Origin of the sequence: Tardiphaga sp. 709 (assembly GCF_032401055.1) — a bacterium.
GTDB lineage: Bacteria > Pseudomonadota > Alphaproteobacteria > Rhizobiales > Xanthobacteraceae > Tardiphaga.
In genome coordinates this window covers 2491773-2506550 of sequence record NZ_CP135529.1, presented here as the reverse complement: position 1 = coordinate 2506550, position 14778 = coordinate 2491773, and the positions used below count along the sequence as shown (strand labels likewise).

The 14778-nt window shown below is 61.9% G+C and carries 10 protein-coding genes and 1 pseudogene; 10 read left to right on the top strand and 1 reads right to left on the bottom strand.

The genetic code is table 11. The features are described from left to right. Position 1: 1 nt before the first annotated feature. A pseudogene (locus tag RSO67_RS12415) lies at positions 2 to 886 on the top strand (MlaD family protein); the annotation flags it as partial. A 6-nt stretch (positions 887 to 892) separates the two neighbouring features. Here RSO67_RS12415 and RSO67_RS12410 read toward each other — a convergent pair. Next, on the bottom strand, positions 893 to 2053 hold the full coding sequence (locus tag RSO67_RS12410) for an IS30 family transposase (RefSeq protein ID WP_315840826.1): 1161 nt from the start codon (positions 2051 to 2053) through the stop codon (positions 893 to 895). On the opposite strand from RSO67_RS12410, the gene RSO67_RS30490 reads away from it, so the two are divergent. The 9 genes from RSO67_RS30490 to RSO67_RS12370 all read left to right on the top strand — a co-directional run bounded on the left by RSO67_RS30490 (position 2034) and on the right by RSO67_RS12370 (position 14524). Continuing rightward, complete coding sequence (locus tag RSO67_RS30490) at positions 2034 to 2336, top strand: ABC-type transport auxiliary lipoprotein family protein (RefSeq protein ID WP_410001842.1); 303 nt, start codon at positions 2034 to 2036, stop codon at positions 2334 to 2336. The two genes, RSO67_RS12410 and RSO67_RS30490, sit on opposite strands and share 20 nt — an antisense overlap. 474 nt (positions 2337 to 2810) lie before the next feature. Then, the gene (locus tag RSO67_RS12405; protein WP_315843701.1) at positions 2811 to 4217 is read left to right on the top strand and encodes a PLP-dependent aminotransferase family protein; all 1407 of its coding nucleotides are present in this window, start codon (positions 2811 to 2813) and stop codon (positions 4215 to 4217) included. A 347-nt stretch (positions 4218 to 4564) separates the two neighbouring features. Beyond that, positions 4565 to 6172 carry an ABC transporter substrate-binding protein gene (locus RSO67_RS12400; protein WP_410001884.1) on the top strand — a complete coding sequence of 536 codons (1608 nt, stop codon included), beginning with the start codon at positions 4565 to 4567 and terminating at the stop codon, positions 6170 to 6172. A 74-nt stretch (positions 6173 to 6246) separates the two neighbouring features. Further along, positions 6247 to 8247, top strand: a complete 2001-nt coding sequence (locus tag RSO67_RS12395; RefSeq protein WP_315843700.1) for a hydantoinase/oxoprolinase family protein — start codon at positions 6247 to 6249, stop codon at positions 8245 to 8247. Further along, entirely contained in the window at positions 8244 to 9815 is a 1572-nt protein-coding gene (locus RSO67_RS12390) for a hydantoinase B/oxoprolinase family protein (RefSeq protein ID WP_315843699.1), read from the top strand. The genes RSO67_RS12395 and RSO67_RS12390 overlap by 4 nt, the downstream gene beginning before the upstream one ends. A 31-nt stretch (positions 9816 to 9846) precedes the next feature. Beyond that, positions 9847 to 11160, top strand: a complete 1314-nt coding sequence (locus tag RSO67_RS12385) for an aminotransferase class III-fold pyridoxal phosphate-dependent enzyme (RefSeq protein WP_315843698.1) — start codon at positions 9847 to 9849, stop codon at positions 11158 to 11160. Between the two features lie 147 nt (positions 11161 to 11307). Then, positions 11308 to 12960 (top strand): long-chain-fatty-acid--CoA ligase, encoded by a 1653-nt coding sequence (locus RSO67_RS12380; RefSeq protein WP_315843697.1) that lies wholly within the window; start codon positions 11308 to 11310, stop codon positions 12958 to 12960. Then, positions 12957 to 13379 carry a Zn-ribbon domain-containing OB-fold protein gene (locus RSO67_RS12375; RefSeq protein WP_315843696.1) on the top strand — a complete coding sequence of 141 codons (423 nt, stop codon included), beginning with the start codon at positions 12957 to 12959 and terminating at the stop codon, positions 13377 to 13379. The genes RSO67_RS12380 and RSO67_RS12375 overlap by 4 nt, the downstream gene beginning before the upstream one ends. After that, complete coding sequence (locus RSO67_RS12370; RefSeq protein ID WP_315843695.1) at positions 13376 to 14524, top strand: acetyl-CoA acetyltransferase; 1149 nt, start codon at positions 13376 to 13378, stop codon at positions 14522 to 14524. The genes RSO67_RS12375 and RSO67_RS12370 overlap by 4 nt, the downstream gene beginning before the upstream one ends. Positions 14525 to 14778: the final 254 nt, after the last annotated feature.

Genomic DNA, 14778 nt, shown 5'->3' with positions numbered 1-14778 from the left:
TATGGAAACGCGCGCTCCTTTCGTCATCGTCGGCGCATTCGTTCTCGCAGCTATCGCTGCGGTGTTCGGCTTTATATTCTGGCTGCATAGCACCGGAAATTCAGGTCCGCGGACGGCCTATCAAATCCAATTCGACGGCTCTGTGCCGGGTCTGCTGGTGGGTGCCGCGGTACTCTTTAACGGCATTCGCGTAGGGGAGGTGACGCGTCTCGATTTGGCGGCCGATAGCCCCAGTCGCGTCACTGCAAGCATCTCGGTTGTGAACACCACTCCCGTTCGCAGTGACACAAAGGTGGGATTGGACTTCCAGGGACTGACGGGGGTGCCGGTAATCGCATTGGAGGGAGGTAAATTGTTGACGAATTCCGCTCCCGTGACGATGCTGGTAGCCGAACCCGGCGCTGGCCGCAGTATGACACAAGCGGCACGCGATGCCCTTGGGCGGGTCGACGGCGTTCTGGCGGACAATGCCGCGCCGCTCAAAAGCACGATCACCAATCTTCAAGTTTTCTCAGAAGGACTCGCTCGCAACACTGGAAAGCTCGACGGAATTGTCAGCGGTCTGGAGCGAATGACGGGCGGCGGCGTTTCTCCGGTATCTAAGGTGACCTATAATCTTCGCGCTGCTGTCGACTTCCCGGCACCAACCAAAATACTTAAGGGGCAGTTCGCGATACCCGAGCCAACAGCTGTCGTCCTTTTGCAGACGCAACGATTCTTGTTTTCGCAGCCCAAGGACATGGCGGCCTTCCCCGACGCGCAGTGGGCAGACAGCATTCCCAAGCTCGTCCAGGCGAAGATCTTGGAGAGTTTCGAAAACTACGACGTAACACATGCACCTACGCGGCCACTGGACGGCGTTCAGCCCGATTATCAGCTTTTGATGGTGAGTTCAACCGATCGCTGCAACACATTCGGCAAACCTCTCAGCCGGCGTCTGATAAAGCAAGGTTTTCCGTGGTCGCTCATTGAGCTGCCTTGCAATGGCGCTGAGCCTGGCTTGGCTGTGCAAGGAGAGATCGGTGCCCCGCGGCAGATATTGGCGCAGCAACCTGTTGGTGTTCTCGTTTGATCCGCGCTGCCATGGGGAGCGAGGGTCACAAAAATAGATATCGACGTCGGCGGCCAATGCCAGTCGCTGATGGTCGGCGAGCTCCTTACCTCTGTCCCAAGTCAGGGACCTGTAAAGTTCGCTGGGCAACCGCCGCGATTGCTTGATCAACGCCGAGACAACGCTTTCGGTATCTTTGTTCGCGACTTTAATCAGCATCACATAGCGCGAATGCCGTTCAACAAGCGTTGCGATATAGCTATTCCTCGATCCACCGATCAGATCGCCTTCCCAATGGCCAGGGACCGCACGATCATCGACGGAAGGCGGTCGTTCACTGATGGATACGGCGTTCTTGATCTGGCCGAGCCCGTTCCGTTTCATGCTCGCATGCCTGGAGCGACGAACCGTACGCTTTGCTCTCAGGTGCTCAAGAAGCTCCTTTTTCAGGACGCCGCGCGCCTGGATGAACAGGCTGCGATAGATCGTCTCGTGTGACACCTGCTTTTCGGGCTCCGCCGGGTGCGTCCGCTTCAGCCAGCCGGCAATCTGTTCCGGCGACCAGTGCCTCCCCAACAAGGTCGATACTGTCCGCCTCAAGAACGGACGACAAGCCAGCTTGCAGAGCTTGGGTCGCCGCGATCGATCCCAGGCGGCCTGATCGGACCGGGCTGCCCGATAGCGATCCGCCCCACCATTGCGTCGGACTTCACGGCTGATGGTTGAAGCCGATCGTCCCAAATGACGTGCGATCGACCGCAAGGAGCGGCACATGCTGAGCCAACGAGAAATCTCCTCCCGTTCAGACAGACTAAGCGCTCGCTTGGCACGGCACCGATCCGGCGGCCGGATACCGCCAGTCGGCGATATGATCGAGAATACCAATGAGGAATCGCGGTCAAACCGGCGTCCGATCGAACTCATCGGTTCGCCTGCTTGCCAACGATCCCAGATCTCGGATCGTTGCGCCGCCGAGTAGTTAATGCGTTGTCGCCGGTTCATGTCCGCACTCCATCTTTGCTACAAGATTAGAGTGTTGCACCGACCAATTGAGCCCACTATCGATATCAGACGATTTGACGTTGGGCCTGATGAAACGCCAGCGGCAGAAATTGAGTTGTCTACAAAGATTCTGGATAAGGATGGAAAGGTCATCGCTTCCCGAATATTTCGCCAAAGCCAGAGGATCGAAAAGCTGGATGCACCAGGAACCGTTCGGGCTTTCGACTCCGCTTTCTCAAACCTTGCCAAAGAGCTCGTCTCTTGGACTACCCAGAGTTTCTGACTTCGGAATCAGCAATGGTTGGGTTGTTCGCTTTTGGCGCAAAGCGGACCTTCATTCGTAAATCCGAGCCCTTGTGGAGGGGTGCCGTTGGTGCAGGCCGTGATTGCAGATCGCTGATACGCCCGATTCCTCCAGGCTCCGGATATCTTCGAAGGACTTGAGGCAGAGGTCCGGATTTCGCGCATTGCGAGGGCCGGTATTGCGATCGAGATTTTAGCACGCTGGAAGCGTCTTAGCTCCGATCTCAAACCGTGTGCAGGGCGCCTGGCAAGCTCCGCTATTTAGGCCATACGGTGCAATGTGGACGTCCAGCCTTCCGTGCTGCTACTTGTTCAGTCACATTCATCTCGATCGTTTGTCCGGGCCTCGTTTCGCATGCAGAATTCCACTGGCCAGAGGAGACGGATGTCATTGGCGGGCATCCGTCTTGACCGGGCTTCGTCAGTGGCATTGCCCCAGCAAATTGCGGCGCAGATGCGCGACGGGATTCTGCAGGGGATGCTGCCGGCGGGCACCCAGTTTCTCGGTTCGCGGGAGATTGCGCGCGAACTCGGTTGCTCGCGCATGGTGGTGTTGAGTGCCTGGGACATCCTCTACGCCGAAGGCTATCTGGAATCGATGCCGCGCGGCGGTGTCTCGGTCGCCGCGGTCAGCCGCAACGCAGCATCGCCGGCGGGCGCGTCTGCGGATATCTCGCGCATCGCCGGTCCCATCTCTCAGCGCTGGCAGTTGCTGATTGGCTTCACCTACGAGACCAATTGGGCGTCGGATTTCAGCCCCGGTGCGCCCGATATCTCGACCTTTCCGTTCGGCGATTGGGCTCGGTTGCTGCGCCAGACGTCGCTGCAACCTGACAAGGAGGAATGCCTCGATTTGTCCCCCGCCGGCCTTCCGGAGCTTCGGCGCGAGATCGCGGACTTCCTTGGCGCGGTACGTGGTCTCGTCTGCACGCCTGAGCAGATCGTCGTTACCTCGGGCACTTCCAGCGCGCTGGACCTGTGTAGCCGCATGATCCTCGATCATGGCGACGAAGTTTGGGTGGAGGAGCCGGGCTTCGTCGAGGCGCAGTGGTCGCTGACGGCGGCCGGCGGTAAATTGGTGCCGATACCGGTGGACGACAAGGGGCTATGCGTCACCGAGGGCATTCGCCGCGCGCCGAATGCGAAGCTGATCGTGGTGACGCCGTCGCATCAATATCCGCTCGGCGTCAGCATGGGGCTGGAGCGGAGGCTCGAATTGCTCGACTGGGCCAATCGCAACGACGTCTGGATTGTCGAGGACGACTACAATTCCGAGTTCCGGCATCAGGACAGCATGATCGCGTCGCTGAAGTCGCTCGACCGCGAGCAGCGCGTGATCTATCTCGGCACCTTCTCCAAGATCATGATGCCGAGCTTGCGCTTGGGCTACATCGTCGCGCCGGAGCGCTTCGTCGAGATCTTCACCAAGGGCCGCGCGCGCATCGACGTGCACAGTTCCGGCATCGGCCAGCGCGCGCTCGCCGAATTCATGCGCGAGGGCCATCTGCTGCGCCATCTCCGCCGCATGCGAAAAGTCTATGCGGAACGGCAGCAGGCCTTAATGGATGCGATCCGTCAGTATTTGCCTGATGATCTCACTGTCGCTCCCTGTGCAACCGGTCTTCATCTCGTCGCTCTGTTCACCGAGCGCCTGAAGGCGCGGATGAGCGATGTGGAGGCGGCACGGCTGTTGAAGCAAGGGGGTCTCCACGTGCAGCCGCTATCGCAGAATCATCTGGAGACGCCGATCTATGCCGGCCTCGTATTGGGCTATGGCCGCCTCAAGCCCACCGATGCGCCGCGCCTGATCGCGAAAATGGCGCAGCTTCTCGGTGTGGAGCCATCTGCAGCAAAAAAATAATCCGATCCGCCATATGCGTTTCCCGGCAGTGGCCACGCGCCTGCAAATTGCTCAATCTTCGGCGGGTAGCTCCCCTTGCCGCCGCGTAGGCGCGATCTCGTCGAGCCATCGACGGCGCGACAACTGCCGCACATCCTGCATCTGAATAAATCAGCGCGCTGATGGGATCGTTGCTGCATTTGCGTGCAGCGCTTGCACTGTAACTAAGCACCTTAGCGCCTCGCTAGCGCATTACCCTGCGTCCGGCAATCTGGCCTAGTCGTTTCCAGCGAGTCTGGCTCTATCCGGATGCGCGCGATGCGCCAAGATTTTGCAGAACGAGGTTCGACAGGGGACGGTGGCAGATGATGGCTGATCGCGGGCGTTTGTTGAGATTGACGGGCAGCGTGGTGCTGATGGCGCTCACACCAGCGGCGGCACAGGCGCAGACGCGGGCCGAGACCCTGCGCCAGGTGACCGGCAACAATATCCCGACGCTGGACCCCACCACGCCGGGTGCGACACGTGAGGCCTTTGGCGTCTCGACCAGCATCTATGACCGCCTTGTGGCCTTCGACCGCAAGCGCGACGAGAACGGCGTCTGGGTATTTGATCGCAGCAAGATCCGCGGCGAATTGGCCGAGAGCTATGAGGTCAGCCCGGACGGGCTGAAGATCACCTTCAAGCTGCGCGATACCAAGTGGCACGATGGCACGCCCGTCACCGCAGAAGACGTGAAATGGTCGCTCGATCGTGCCGTCACTGCCAAATCCATTGCCGCAGGGCAAATGGGCACGGGATCGCTGACCAAGGCCGAGCAATTCGCGATTGTCGACGAGCGCACGATCACCGTAACACTACCCAAAGCGGATCGTCTGGCGCTGGCCAATCTCGCCACGCCGCTGGCGCCGATCTTCAACAGCAAGCTCGCGAAACAGCATGCGACCGCCGAAGACCCCTGGGCGCAGGAATGGCTGAAGACCAATACCGCTGGCTCGGGCGCCTATACGGTCGAGATGTTCAAGCCGGGCGAGCAGTTGATCCTGAAGCGCAACGACAACTGGAAGAGCGGCCGTGACGGCAAGCTGCCTTACTTCAAGCGCGTCATCGAACAGACCATCGGCGATCCCGCCACGCGCGCCAATCTGATCGAGAAGGGCGATGCCGACATCGCCATCGATCTGCAGGCCAGCGACGTGCCGTCGCTGCAGCAGCGCGGCAAGGTCAAAGTGGAATCGACGCCGCAGACCAACGGCTTCACCATGATTGCCTTCAATACGCAAATGGCGCCGTTCGACAATCTCAAGGTCCGTCAGGCCATCGCCATGGCGCTGCCCTATAACGACATGTTCAGCGCAGCGATCTTCAAACGCGGCTTCCCGCTGTTCGGCGCGTCGTGGACGTCGCCACCAAATGGTGATTTCCCGCAGCCGATGCCGGCGAAGATCGATATGGCCAAGGCCAAGCAGCTTCTGGCTGAAGCTGGTTTCGAGAAGGGCTTCAAGACCACTTTCAGCATCAATGTCGGCTCCGCAGCTGTTACGGAGCCCATGGCGGCGCTGCTGAAGGAGGCGCTGGCGAAGCTCAATATCGAGGTCGATGTGCAGAAGCTGCCGGACTCGCAGATGTCGACGCAGATCACCGAGAAGAAACTGCCGTTCTTCACCGAAGGCTCCACCGCCTGGCTGCCGACTACGGATTACTTCTTCCGCAACTTCTTCACCGGTAACCAGCGCTGGAACTATAGCTCCTGGAATGACGAGCTGGTGGTGAAACTGGCCAATCAGGCTCGGTTCGAGCAGGATCAGGCCAAGTATGACGAGATGGGCAAGCAGATGATCGCGGAATACGTCAAGGAAGTTCCGCTGGTGCTCTTGTGGCAGTCCAACCAGGACGCCGTGATGATCCCGCAGCTTGATGGCTACACCTACTGGTTTCACCGCCAGGTCGATTTCCGCGATCTCGCCCGCAAGTAAGCGAAGACGAACGACCCGGCGATGTAGTCCTTGTGCTGCATCGCCGGCCCTGAACGAAAGCGGGACCAACGCGCGTGACGAATATCTGGGAAATCGGAACCGACATCGGTGGTACCTTCACCGACATCATCGCCATTCGGCGCGACACGTCAGAGACGCGGATCGCCAAGGTGCCGTCGCGCCCGCACGCGCCGGTGCAGGCGATGCTCGAAGCCATCGAGGCTGTTGGTCTGCGCAAGAGCGACGTGAAGCGCTTCATTCACGGCACCACCCGGATCACCAATGCGATTGTCGAAGAGCGCCTGCCCAGGATCGCGCTGATCGCGACGAAGGGTTTCGAAGATGTTCTGGAGATCGCGCGCTATCGCCGCCGCGACCTCTATCGCCTGGATATCGCGCCAAAGGCCAAGGCGTTGGTGCCGCGTGAATTGTGTTTCGCGCTCGATGAGCGCCTTGATCACGAGGGCCAGGTGCTGAGGCCATTGGCCGAAGCCGAAATCAAGCGCCTGATCGCCTGGCTGAAGGAGACCGGCGTGGAAAGCGTCGCCGTCTCGCTGCTGCATGCCTATGCCAATCCCGTCCATGAACAGATTCTAGCCGAGCGGTTGAAGGCCATTGTGCCGCATGTCTCGCTGTCGCATGAGATCAATCCCGAAGCGCGCGAATATGAGCGCACGTCATCGACGGCGTTCAATGCAGCGGCAATGCCGATTGCGGTGGAATATCTGAGCGAGCTTGAAGAACGTCTGCCCATCGGTCCGGGCCTGCAGGTGTTTCATTCAGCCGGCGCGATGATCCCGATCTCGGCCGTCAAGCGCCGCCCGCTGGTGATGGCGATGTCCGGCCCGGCCGCCGGCGTCGCGGCCTCGGTCAGCATCGCGCGCCAGCTCAAGAAATCCCGCGTGCTCACTTTCGATATGGGCGGCACAACGACCGACGTCTGCCTGATCGTCGATGGTCAGGCGGAGATGGCCGACGGCAAGATGCTTGGCGATCGCCCGCTGCGTCAGCCGATGCTCGCGGTGCATTCCATCGGCGCCGGCGGTGGCTCTATCGTACGCGCCGGCGCCGGCGGTCTGACCGTCGGGCCGGAAAGTGCCGGCTCGGAGCCTGGCCCGGCCTGCTATGGCCGTGGCGGCACCAGGCCGACCATCACCGATGCCAACGCGCTGCTCGGCTATCTCAACCCCGAAACCAAGCTCGGCGACCGCATCGGCATCGATGTCGATGCCGCAGCCCGCGTGATCGAGCCGATCGCGCAAGGACTTGGACTGAGCCTTACCGAAACCGCACTTGGCATCATCCGCGTGGCGAATGCCACCATGGCTCGCGCGCTGCGCCGCGTGACGGTGGAGCGCGGGATCGATGGCCGCGACTGTACGCTGCTGGCGTTCGGCGGCGGCGGCCCGATGCATGCGGCGGGTCTCGCCGAACTCTACGGGATCACAGAGATCGTGGTGCCCGCCGCGTCCAGCGCCTTTTCCGCGCTGGGATGTCTGACCGCCGATTTCAGCTTCCTGCAGCAGCAGACTCTGCGCGTCGCGTTGGACGGGATCGATCTCGCCAAGGTCACGCAGCGTATCGACGTGCTGGTCGAGCAGACCCTTGTGCCTTTGCTCGCCAATGCGATCCCGCGCGACTCCATCCAGACCGAACTGGTCGCGCTGATGCGCTATGCCGCGCAGGCCGATGCGATCCCCGTGCCGTTCACGATGCCGCTCGATGTCGATAGACTTCGGCAGGACTTTCTCGTCAAGCATCGCGAGTTGTTCGGCTACGCGACCAACGAAAGCTGCGTGATCGAATCCGTGCGTGCGCAGGCACGGCAACCCTCGACCACCGAAGTGAGCCGTCCGACGACAGTTTTGCACGCCGAAGCTGCTCCGAAACGCCGTTGCTCGTTCGATGGCGCGCTGGACGTCATGACCGATGTGGTCGATCGCAGCGCCATGACTTCCGTCGTGACCGGTCCGGCGATCATCGAAGACGCGTGGTCCACCGTAGTCCTGCCGCCGCAATGGCAGGCGACGCCGGACAGCAACGGCAATCTCTATCTCGCGAAGGTGGCATCATGAAGCTCGACCCCTTTGCCGTCGAAGTGATCCGCCATGGCCTGTCGGCCGCAGCGGAAGAGATGAGTCTGGTGATGACACGCTCGGCGCGCTCGCCGCTGCTGCGCGAGGCCGGCGATCTGTCCTCGGCGATTACCGATGCGCAGGGCGAACTGGTCGGGCAGGGCCGCGACATCCCGGTCCATCTCGGCGCCATGGCCTATACGATCCGCGAATTGCTGAAGGTCGTGCCGGCTGCGACACTGAGCGAAGGCGATGTGTTGATCTATAATCTCGGCGCGCTCGGCGGCAATCACCTCAACGACGTCAAGGTCGTTCGCCCGGTGTTCTTCCAGGGTGACATCGTTGCCTTCGCCGTCAGCCTGGCGCATTGGCCTGATATCGGCGGCACATGGCCGGGCAGCTATCTCGCCAAGGCCATCGACACCTTTCAGGAAGCACTGCGGATTCCGCCGATCAAGATTGTCACGGCGGCGGGTGTCAGCGATGCCATCGTCCAGTTCCTCAAGGTCAATGTCCGCGATCCGGAATCCTGCGAGGGCGATTTGCTCGGCCAGATCGCCTGCACGCTGGCCGGCGAAAAGCGCATCGTCGAATTGTGCAAGCAGCACGGCAAGGCAATGTTCGTGGCGGCGCTATCGCGGCTGCACGATCTCTCCGAAGCCGAGATGCGCGAAGCCATTCTCGGGTTACCTGACGGCGTCTATGAAGGCGAGGATTTCCTCGACGACGGCGGCCCCAATGACGAGCCGGCGCGTATCCATGTCAAGATCACCATCAAGGGCGACGAAGCGACGTTCGATCTATCCGGCAGTTGCGACCGGGTCTCGAATTTCTGTAACACCACGTCCTTCATCGCGAAATCCGCGGTGGCCTATAGCGCGCGCATCATGAGCGGGCGCGACATGCAGCAGAATGGCGGCGCGTTACGTCCGCTCACTATCATCACCCGACCGGGCTCGATCTTCGAACCCGGTCTCACCGCGCCGGTGGCGGCCGGCAATCACGAGACATCGCTGCGCATCGTCGATGCGATCTTCCTCGCCATGCAAAACGTGATTCCGGAGCGGCTGTCGTCGGGCGGCGCCACCACGTCCGGCATGCTCTCTTTCGCCGAGCCGCGGCAGGATGGCTCCTGGAAGATGCTGTACGAGGTCCATGCCGGCGGCGAGGGCGCGCGACACAACCGCGCCGGCTGCGCCGCGACCCGCGTGCACTTGACCAACACCTCCAACACGCCGGCCGAGGCCATCGAGGCCAACTACAATATCCGCGTCGAGCAGCAGGCGATCCGCTGGGGCTCCGGCGGGGCAGGCGCCTATCCGGGCGGCGACGGTGTCGTGCGCAGCTACCGCATCCTTGCCCCCAGCATGCATCTGACCAGTTGTGTCGAGCGCAAGATTATTCCCCCGTTTGGCCTGAAGGGCGGCGCACCCGGCAAGACCGCACGCCTCACGCTCACGCGGGGCGGCGAGGTAATCGACGTCGAGGGCAAGTCGAACCTCGTGCTGCAACGGGACGATGTCATCACCATCGAGATGTGCGGCGGCGGCGGCTATGGCCGCGCGTGATGCACCTCCGCAAGGATAAAAAGGATAATCGATGAGCAGACTTTTGCGGACGGGCCTCAATGCCGGCGACAGCGCCCCTCTGACCGTGGTCGGTGGCGAAGGCGTCTATTTCCATCTGCAAGATGGGCGCCGCCTGATCGACGGCAGCAACACCGGCGGCGGGCTCGGTCATCGCCACCCGAAAATGGTGGAAGCCATTCGTGCAGCCGCGGATACGCCGGTCGTCAACGAGGGCTGGACCTGGATCGGCCGCGAGAAAGCTGCGGACGATCTGATCAGCACCGCCTTCGCGGGCGAGGAGGACTGGGTCGGCGGGGTACGCTTCTGCATCAGCGGCTCCGAGGCCAACGACATGGCACTGTCGCTCTGTCAGGCTCTGTCGCAAAAGTCAGCGCTGGCGACGCGCGAGCGCGCCTATCACGGTCTCGTCGGTCTGTCGCGCAGCATGACTGTGCAGCCGCACTGGCATGGTGGGCTCGCCGTGCAGGCCGGCGGCTCGCGTCTGCCGGCCCCGATGGCGCCGGTGAAGATCCTGCCTGCACCTGACGGGGCGATCTACGGCGCGCCGCTCAGCAACCAGCCGGTCAAAGACGTGCTCGCCGATGCTGGCACTGTTCTGGCAGATACGGCGGCGACCATCATCGACTACACGCAGGGCGGCAATTACTACGACGGCGACTATCAAGACGAAGTCGCCGATCACGCCGCCAAAGCAAATTCGATCTGGATCGCCGACGAAGTCGTCACCGGCGCCGGCCGTTCTGGCCGCTGGTTCGCGTTCCAGGGCGCCAAGAGCCGTCCGGATATCGTCACCATGGGCAAGTCGCTCGGCGGTGGTGCTGCAGCGGTGGCCGCAGTGGTGGTCTCGAAGAAGATCGTTGAGCAGCTCAAGGGATCGAGCTGGCAGAACTACGGCACGCTACGTGGCCATCCGATCAGCATGGCCGCCATCAGTGCCTATCTCAATGTGGTGACGGAAGAGGACATTCTGGCGCGCGTGCGCGCCATGGAAGTGTTCTTCACGAAGCGCCTGCTCGAACTCGCCCGTAACCATCCGAGCGTCAGCCGCGTTGCAGGCCAGGGCCTGCATTGGACCGTCGAACTGCACGGGCCCGACTGGCGTTCATGGGCTGCTGACACCAAGGAAAATCCGATCGCTTCACGCGTCGCCGCACGGGCGATGGAAGCAGGCGCAGTGATCGGCACATCAGGCGAGCAGACCTCGCTATTCCTGGCGCCGCCGCTGATCATCAGCGAGCAGGATGCCGAGCGGCTGCTCGCAGCGCTCGACCACGGACTTGAACTTGCCGATGAGGAACATGCGCGTTCCGGCGGCCTCAACTGATACACGACAACAGAGACTTGAAGATGCAAGACGAACAGGACATCCGCGCCGTCATCGTCGGCTATTTCGAAGCGCTGTATGACGGTGATGTCGCCGGTTTCCGTTTCGCCTGAGTATCTGCATGAGGACCGCGTCAGGAGGCTTGCCGTGAGTGCCGTCTCTCCGTTCTGGCCGCCCGGCGAGCCGCACACGCTGCCGTTGCCCGAGGGTGTCCTGTACGATGCGCTGGTGCGGGCGGCGACGGCGCGGCCGGATCATCCGGCTACGCTGTTCTACGGCGGAGTGCTCACTTACGCGGAACTGTTGCGGCAGGTCGACGCGCTCGCCGGCTATCTGCAGAGCATCTGCGGCGTGAAGCGCGGTGATCGCGTCATGGTCGCGCTGCAGAATTCGCCGCAATATGTGATTTCGTATTACGCCGTCATGCGGGCCGACGCGGTCGTGGTGCCGATCAACCCGATGAACAAGACCGCCGAACTCGACCATATCGCGTCCGACAGCGGCGCTGGCGTGGCAATCGTCGGCGGCGATCTCGTCGATGTCTTCACGCCCCTGCTGAGGCATGCCGTCAACAATATCATCGTCGCGCACTATCACGACTATGTGCCCGAGCCATCGCCTTACACGCTGCCCGCCTGCGTGACGCAAAACGGATCGTGCCCCACCGCGCCGGGCTGGCGCGCCTGGGACTCTGTGATCGCGCGCAACGAGACGCCGTCGCCGATGACCGCGACGCTAACCGATCTCTGCCTGTTCCCTTACACATCCGGCACGACAGGCAAGCCGAAGGCCTGTATGCATCTGCACTCAAGCGTGCTGTTTACGGCGGTGTTGCAAGCGCGCTGGTACCGGCTCGGTGGCGATGACGTGCTGACTGGCGTGCAGCCGTTCTTTCATGTGGCGGGCATGCAGGGCTCGATGAATGCAGCGATCTCGGTCGGCGCGACGCTGATGCTGATGGCGCGCTGGGATAAGGACCTGATCCCTGGTCTGTTCGAGGCCCATGGCGTGACCTTCTGGAACGCGGCGCCGACCATGATCGTCGACGTGCTCTCCAGCCCGACATTCCGCGAAGAATGTTTTGCAAAGCTCAAGGTCATCACCGGAGGTGGCGCGGCGATGCCGGTGGCGGTGGCCGAGCGGCTGAAGACCCGCTTCAACCTCGAATTCGTCGAGGGCTACGGCATGACCGAGACCATGTCGCCGACCCACATCAATCCGATGGAAGCGCCAAGGCGCCAGTGCCTCGGCATCGCCGTGCACCAGACCGACGCGCGGATCATCGATCCCGACACGCTGACCGAGCTCGGCAATGACGCCATCGGCGAGATCGTCGTCAACGGCCCGCAGGTGCTGCAGAACTACTGGAACAAGCCCGAAGCGAACGAGACCTCTTTCGTCACGCTGGGCAGCAAGCGCTTTCTACGTACCGGCGATCTCGGCTATCGCGACCGCGACGGCTATTTCTTTGCTGTCGATCGGCTGAAGCGGATGATCAATGTCAGCGGCTTCAAGGTGTGGCCGGCGGAAGTCGAGTCCATCATGTATGGCCATCCCGCCATCAAGGAGTGCTGCATCATCTCGACGCCGGACAGCTATCGCGGCGAGTCGGTGAAGGCACTGGTGGTGCTGCATGATGCGGCCAAGGCGTCGACAACGGCAGACGACATCATCGGCTGGTCGCGTGGTGCCATGGCCAATTACAAGACGCCACGCTCGGTGGTGCTGGTCGATAGCCTGCCGCGCTCGGAAAGCAACAAGATCAGCTGGCGGTCGCTGCAGGAAGCGGAGTGGACATGACGACAGCAACCTCGCCAGCGGCCGAGCTTGGTCCCGAAGGACAGTTCTGGGCCCATCTGCGCGCCGGCAGACTGATGATCCAGCGTTCGCGCTCGACCGGCGAATATGTGTTCTATCCGCGCCTGATCGCGCCCTGCAGTGGCGCAGACGATCTCGAATTCGTCGAAATCAGTGGCTTCGGCACGGTCTATTCGACCACCATCATGCGGCGGCCCGCGAAGCATGGCGGCGACCACAATGCCTGCGTCGTCGAGCTCGACGAGGGCGTCCGCATGCTTAGCCGCGTCGTCGAATGCGCGCCGGATGAGGTTCATATCGGCATGCGCGTGCAGGCGGTGATCGCGCCGGTGGATTTCGGCACCTATGCCAATAGCGAACAGCCCATCGTGCTGTTTCGCCCCGTGGGAGCCGCGCCATGACCGCATCCTCGTTGCGTGGCAAGAGCGCCATCGTCGGTATCGGCACCTACGGCCTCGGCCGCGCGCCCGGTCTGTCCTCGATGGACCTGATGGCCGGCGCCACTGCCCGCGCCGTTGCGGACGCGGGTCTTCAGTTGAAGGACATCGATGGCATCTGCGGTGGCACGCTGTATCACATGTTCCCGACGCTCTCGATGGGTGAGTATCTCGGCATCCGTCCGAAATGGGCGTGTTCGGACATGACCGGCGGTTCGTCCTTCCTGTCGCATCTCCTGCAGGCGACAATGGCCATCGAGGCAGGGCTCTGCACCACGGTGCTGATCGCCTATGGCTCCAACCTCAAAGGGGTCGGCACCTTCGGCATCCACGAACTGCCGACCTTCGAGAAAGTCTACGGCCTGATGTCGCCGCTGCCCGGTTACGCGATGTGCGCCGCGCGGCACATGTATGAATATGGCACCACGCGCGCGCAGATGGCGGAAGTCGCCGTGGCCGCGCGGCAATGGGCACAGCTGCATCCCGATGCGACGATGAGGGCGCCGCTGACCATCGACGACGTGCTGGCATCGCCGCTGGTGGCCGATCCGCTCTCGCGGCTGGATTGCTGTCTGATGAGTGATGGTGGCGCTGCCGTCATCGTCACCAGTCCCGATCGTGCGAAAGCGCTGAAGCACAAGCCGGTCTATTTCCTCGGCGGCGCCGGCGCAAGCTGGAGCCGCGAGGTCTCGCAGATTCCGGATTTCTGTACGACGCCGACGGCGGAATGCGCGCCGCGCGCGTTCGAAATGGCGGGCATCACCACGGCTGATGTCGATGTGTTGCAGCTCTACGACGCCTTCACCATCAACGTCATCATGTTCCTGGAAGACATGAGCTTCTGCAAGAAAGGCGAGGGCGGCGCCTTCGTCTCCGGTGGTCGGATCGCGCCGGGTGGTGCTCTGCCGGTCAATACCAATGGTGGTGGATTGTCGTTTGCGCATCCAGGCATGTATGGGCTGTTCACGCTGATCGAAGCGACGGAGCAATTACGCGGCAATGCCGGCGCACGGCAGATCGCGGATCCTGAGATCGCGATCGCTCATGGCAATGGTTGCACCTTCTCGCATGAATTTACGGCCGTGCTTGGCGGCGCCAACACGCTGTAATGACAGATCTGTTGATGTCCTTCATCGGCTTGCGTCGCCGTCTGTTGAAACAGGTACAGGTTGCCGAAGCCCGGCGATGAATGGGTCATGTATGTATCGCGCCTCTACGGTGAAATGTTCCTAGCTTTGCTGGCAGAGGTCGCTTACCCGGCCGACGCAAACCTTCATCAGCGATCATTGCCGCCAGCCTTTGAACGGAAAGCGCATACGAGCCGAATGCGAGAGAAAAGCGCCCCTTTGCGGGCGCTCTTTTT

What these genes read in the sequence shown, in the direction of transcription:
- RSO67_RS12385 (WP_315843698.1), top strand. Translation starts at nt 9,847, where the DNA reads ATGAGCAGACTTTTGCGGACGGGCCTCAATGCCGGCGACAGCGCCCCT.
- RSO67_RS12375 (WP_315843696.1), top strand. Translation starts at nt 12,957, where the DNA reads ATGACGACAGCAACCTCGCCAGCGGCCGAGCTTGGTCCCGAAGGACAG.
- RSO67_RS12405 (WP_315843701.1), top strand. Translation starts at nt 2,811, where the DNA reads ATGCGCGACGGGATTCTGCAGGGGATGCTGCCGGCGGGCACCCAGTTT.
- RSO67_RS12400 (WP_410001884.1), top strand. Translation starts at nt 4,565, where the DNA reads ATGGCTGATCGCGGGCGTTTGTTGAGATTGACGGGCAGCGTGGTGCTG.
- RSO67_RS12410 (WP_315840826.1), bottom strand. Translation starts at nt 2,053, where the DNA reads ATGAACCGGCGACAACGCATTAACTACTCGGCGGCGCAACGATCCGAG.
- RSO67_RS30490 (WP_410001842.1), top strand. Translation starts at nt 2,034, where the DNA reads ATGCGTTGTCGCCGGTTCATGTCCGCACTCCATCTTTGCTACAAGATT.
- RSO67_RS12370 (WP_315843695.1), top strand. Translation starts at nt 13,376, where the DNA reads ATGACCGCATCCTCGTTGCGTGGCAAGAGCGCCATCGTCGGTATCGGC.
- RSO67_RS12390 (WP_315843699.1), top strand. Translation starts at nt 8,244, where the DNA reads ATGAAGCTCGACCCCTTTGCCGTCGAAGTGATCCGCCATGGCCTGTCG.